Genomic DNA, 2570 nt, shown 5'->3' with positions numbered 1-2570 from the left:
GTGCGCTCGGTGAAGGCTTCGCGGCACCCGCGTCGCGCGCGGCCGGTACGCTGGCCGCGCTCGCGGGCGGCGGCGACGTCGAACTGTACGAACTCGGCGAACCGGGCGCGGAGCCTCGCCTGGCATCGGTCGGGCGCACCGACGGCGGCCCGTTGCTGCCGGGCGCCGCGCCGCTGTCGTTCGACGCGTTCGCGCGGCGCGCGCTGACCGAGAAGTTCGACCTGTGTCAGTTCGAATTCGAATCGCAGCCGTGGCGCTTCGACCGCGCGACGGTGAAGCGCCTGCGCGTGCCGCTCGCCCTCGTTGCGGCGACGCTCGGCGTGGCGGTGATCGGCATGAACCTGCACTGGTGGAAGCTGTCGCGCGAGCGCGATGCGTTGTCCGCGCAGATCACCGAGACGCTGCTGTCCGCGTTCCCGAAAACGACGACGGTGCTCGATCCGCCCGCGCAGATGCAGCGCCAGCTCGACCAGTTGCGCCTCGCGGCCGGCGAGTTGTCGCCGAACGATTTCCTCGCGCTGTCGAGTGGGCTGTCGCGTTCGATGGGCGCGCTGCCGCTGAACGGCATCGCGTCGCTCGACTATCACGACCGGAAGCTCGACGTCGGCTTCAAGCCGGAGGTCAAGGTCGATCCCGATTTCACGCAGCGCCTCGCGCGTAACGGACTGTCCGGCGAAGTCGACAGCAACACGGGCAAATGGACGATCCGGAGCCGCTCATGAAGACGGAACAACTGAACCAGACGCTGGCCCAGTTCTGGGGCGAGCGCTCCCAGCGCGAAAAGATGCTGCTCGGCTGGGGCGGCACCGTGCTGGCGATCGCGATCGCGTATTCGGTGCTGTGGTCGCCCGCGCAGGACGGCCGCGCGCGGATCCAGCGCGAGCTGCCGACGATGCGCCGCGAGCTTGCGCAGATGACCGCGCAGGCAAACGAGGCGAAGTCGCTGACGGCCGCCGCGCAGGGCGTGGCGCCGACCGGCCTCGCGCTGAAGGATGCGCTGACCGCGTCGCTGTCCGATCACGGGCTGCAGGGCGCGCAGCTGCAGATCGTCGGCAACGGCGTGCAGGTCCAGATGAAGAACGTGTCGTTCCCGGCGTGGACGCAGTGGCTCGACGATGCGCGCCGGCAATTCAAGGTGCAGGTCGGCGAGGCGCATGCAACGGCGCTGAAGGACGACGGCCAGGTCGACCTGACGGCCGTGATGCAACCGTCTACGCAGAAATGACGCAGTTGCACGACGCAAGTGGCGGCCGGCCGATGAGGCCGGGGATCAAGCGGCTCGCCACCGTATTGCCGTGGGTACTGGCGGGCGGCCTGGCGACGGCGTTGACGCTCGTCGCACTCGCGCCGGCCGCGTGGATCGCGCCGCAGTTCGCGCGCGCGACCGGCGGGCATGTGAATCTCGTCGATCCCGACGGGTCGTTGTGGCACGGTTCGGGCACGCTGATGCTCGCGCCGGGGGCCGACCAGAGCGCGGCGACGCTGTTGCCGGGCCGGGTGGAATGGACCACGGGCTTCTGGCCGCTGCTGACCGGGCGCGTGCAGATGCGCATGCGGCAGACCGAGGCGATGCCGGATGCGGTCACGCTCGACGCGACGTGGCGCGGCGCGGTGCTGTCGGCGGGCACGATGGCCGTTCCCGCGTCGCTGCTCGCTGGGCTCGGCACGCCGTTCAACACGCTCGACCTGCAGGGCGACGTGCGGCTCGGCTGGAGTGACTGGCGGCTGATCGGCAACAACGCGTTCGGCCAGTTGACGGTGACGATCGACTCGATGAGTTCGCGCGTGTCGCGCGTGAAGCCGCTCGGTTCGTACCGCGCGGTGCTGCAGGCGAAGGGGGCCGGCGCCGATCTCGACCTGTCGACGACGCAAGGCCCGCTGTTCCTCGACGGCCACGGCAGCTTCGGCCCGGGCCAGGGATCGTTCCGCGGCACCGCGCATTCAGCGCCGGAGCAGCAGGCGAATCTCGCGGGGTTGCTGAACCTGCTCGGCCACCCGATCGGCAACAACGAGGTTTCGTTGATCTTCGGCGACGCGCAGCGCTGACGCGCGCGTCGCCCTTTCCTTCCTACTTCTGCGCGAGCGGCGCGGCGACCGACGGTGCGGTGGCCGCGGGCGCGGCCGCACCGGAAGCCGGCACGGGGGCGGGAGCCGCCATGCCACCGTTCTCACGCGCCATCTCCGAGACATTCCAGCCGCCGCCGAGCGCCTTCACGAGCCCGACCGACGACGTCATCCGCTGCCCGGCGATCGTCGCGAGCTTCTGCTGCGCGGTGAACGCGGTGGTCTGCGCGGTCAGCACGTTCAGGTAGGCGACCGTGCCGGCCTTGTACTGGTTCGTGACGATCGCGAGCGAATGCTCGGCGCTGTCGACGGCCTGCCGCTGCACGTCGATTTCCTGCGCGAGGATGCGTTGCGACGCGAGGTTGTCCTCGACGTCCTGGAACGCGGTGAGCACCGCGAGGCGATACGCGGCGACGTCCTGGTCGTAGGTCGCGCGCGCGGCGTCGGTCTGCGCGGCGCGCAGCCCGGCGTCGAACAGCGTGGCCGCGAGCTGCGGGCCGACCGTA

Annotated in this window: 4 protein-coding genes; 3 read left to right on the top strand and 1 reads right to left on the bottom strand. The window is 70.5% G+C overall.

The features are described from left to right. The 3 genes from gspL to G3N99_RS38535 form a co-directional block, all read left to right on the top strand. A partial coding sequence (gene gspL / locus G3N99_RS38545) for a type II secretion system protein GspL (RefSeq protein WP_206125010.1) occupies positions 1–722 on the top strand: 722 nt, incomplete at its 5' end. Beyond that, positions 719–1225 carry a type II secretion system protein M gene (locus tag G3N99_RS38540; protein ID WP_174940284.1) on the top strand — a complete coding sequence of 169 codons (507 nt, stop codon included), beginning with the start codon at positions 719–721 and terminating at the stop codon, positions 1223–1225. The genes gspL and G3N99_RS38540, both read left to right, overlap by 4 nt. 32 nt (positions 1226–1257) lie before the next feature. Beyond that, on the top strand, positions 1258–2046 hold the full coding sequence (locus G3N99_RS38535; protein ID WP_174946562.1) for a type II secretion system protein N: 789 nt from the start codon (positions 1258–1260) through the stop codon (positions 2044–2046). A 22-nt stretch (positions 2047–2068) separates the two neighbouring features. Here the strand turns inward: G3N99_RS38535 and G3N99_RS38530 are convergent. Further along, a partial coding sequence (locus G3N99_RS38530; protein WP_206125009.1) for a TolC family protein occupies positions 2069–2570 on the bottom strand: 502 nt, incomplete at its 5' end.

The sequence above is a fragment of the Burkholderia sp. Ac-20392 genome (assembly GCF_017104585.1).
In the GTDB taxonomy this organism is placed as follows: Bacteria; Pseudomonadota; Gammaproteobacteria; order Burkholderiales; family Burkholderiaceae; genus Burkholderia; species Burkholderia lata.
Note: the sequence above shows the minus strand (reverse complement) of the source record. Positions and strands in the feature narration are given on the sequence as shown.

Bases quoted from the DNA above. Each gene is read 5' to 3' on its own strand.
- G3N99_RS38535 (WP_174946562.1), top strand. From the start codon at position 1,258: ATGAGGCCGGGGATCAAGCGGCTCGCCACCGTATTGCCGTGGGTACTG.
- G3N99_RS38540 (WP_174940284.1), top strand. From the start codon at position 719: ATGAAGACGGAACAACTGAACCAGACGCTGGCCCAGTTCTGGGGCGAG.